This is a genomic window from Pseudoalteromonas sp. SR45-4 (assembly GCF_014163535.1).
Classification (GTDB): domain Bacteria; phylum Pseudomonadota; class Gammaproteobacteria; order Enterobacterales; family Alteromonadaceae; genus Pseudoalteromonas; species Pseudoalteromonas nigrifaciens.
On sequence record NZ_JACJDO010000091.1, the window covers coordinates 1 to 1,512 of the forward strand.

The 1,512-nt window shown below is 41.3% G+C and carries 1 protein-coding gene; it reads right to left on the reverse strand.

The window, feature by feature from the left end; genetic code table 11:
- Positions 1-177: 177 nt before the first annotated feature.
- A complete protein-coding gene (gene dusA / locus H5058_RS18080) occupies positions 178-1,146 on the reverse strand; it encodes a tRNA dihydrouridine(20/20a) synthase DusA (RefSeq protein ID WP_080516805.1) in 969 nt (322 codons plus the stop codon).
- Positions 1,147-1,512 lie beyond the last annotated feature (366 nt).

The window sequence follows — 1,512 nt, forward strand, 5'->3', positions numbered from 1 at the left end:
CTTCCTTCAGACCTCACCGTTAGCCAGTGACGCCCTTGCCATTCGGATTATCTTCCCCTTAGTCGGGGTGATAAGGCATCTTTCAGCCTATCGGGTTTGCCAGCTTCGCTGGGCAAACAAAAAAGCCATCCGAAGATGGCTGTATTTATTCATTTATTAAATTATTCACTTAGCTGATTATTCAGGTACAAAACTCAAAGCTTTATCCATTACCGATAAGTCGGCTTGTTTTCCATGGCCATTTTCAGACAGATGACGCCTAAATCCACGGGCACCAGGCTGCCCCTGAAAAATCCCCAGCATATGACGAGCAACATGCCAAAAGTTAGCCCCTAAGCGCATTTCGTCTTCAATATAACTATACATAGAGCGCACGACATCATGACGAGATTGCGTGTTAGCGATATCACCATAAATCTTTTCATCCACTTCATTGAGTATAAATGGGTTGCTATACGCTTCTCTACCAATCATCACACCATCAATATGCTGTAAATGCTCTAAACTTTGTTCAATTGTTTTAACACCACCATTAAGACTTAAATCGAGTTGTGGATAATCTTTTTTCAACTGATAAACACGTGGATAATCAAGCGGCGGTACCTCTCGGTTTTCTTTAGGGCTTAACCCCTTTAACCAAGCTTTACGAGCATGAATAATAAAATCATCACAACCAACATTATGCGACGCTTCTATAAGTGCACACAAAAACTCATACGAGTCTTGCTCATCAATACCAATGCGCGTTTTAACCGTAACAGGTATATTTACTTCTGCTTTCATTGCCGCCACACAGTCAGCAACCAATTGCGGCTCACCCATTAAACAAGCACCGAAACGACCATTCTGCACGCGATCTGACGGGCAACCTACGTTTAAGTTAATTTCGTCATAACCACGCTCACCCGCAAGCTTTGCACATTGTGCAAGAGCCTGTGGATCAGAGCCACCCAGCTGCAATGCAACAGGCCCTTCGTGTTGATTAAAGTGTAGGTAGTCGCCTCGGCCAAACAAAATAGCACCCGTGGTGATCATTTCCGTGTACAACACTGTATGCTTAGTCATTTTACGATGAAAAGTACGACAATGACGATCAGTCCAATCCAACATTGGGGCTACAGAAAAGCGTCTATCGAGTGGTTTCATTGGTACACCGTGCTATATAAGTTTAAGTACATTTCGTTCAATTTAAATATCTCTTTTTTGCTTATTTACACACATTTAGATCTATTATTAATAAATAACTACACCGTAGGGAACAATCAAAAGGGGTGTTTTAGAATATAAAATCAGGCGTATCTGCGCTAAATTCAAACATTATTATATCAGAATAAGCAAAAAATATAGATACCATTTATATTGAAAACGTCAGCGTTCAAAGTTCAGCCACCCACATTTCACTTTTCTGCAGACGTAAAAAAGCCCGAATCGTTAAATTCGGGCTTTCTACAATTTGGAGCCTGGCAATGTCCTACTTTCACATAGCAAATGCTACACTATCATCGGCGCTGT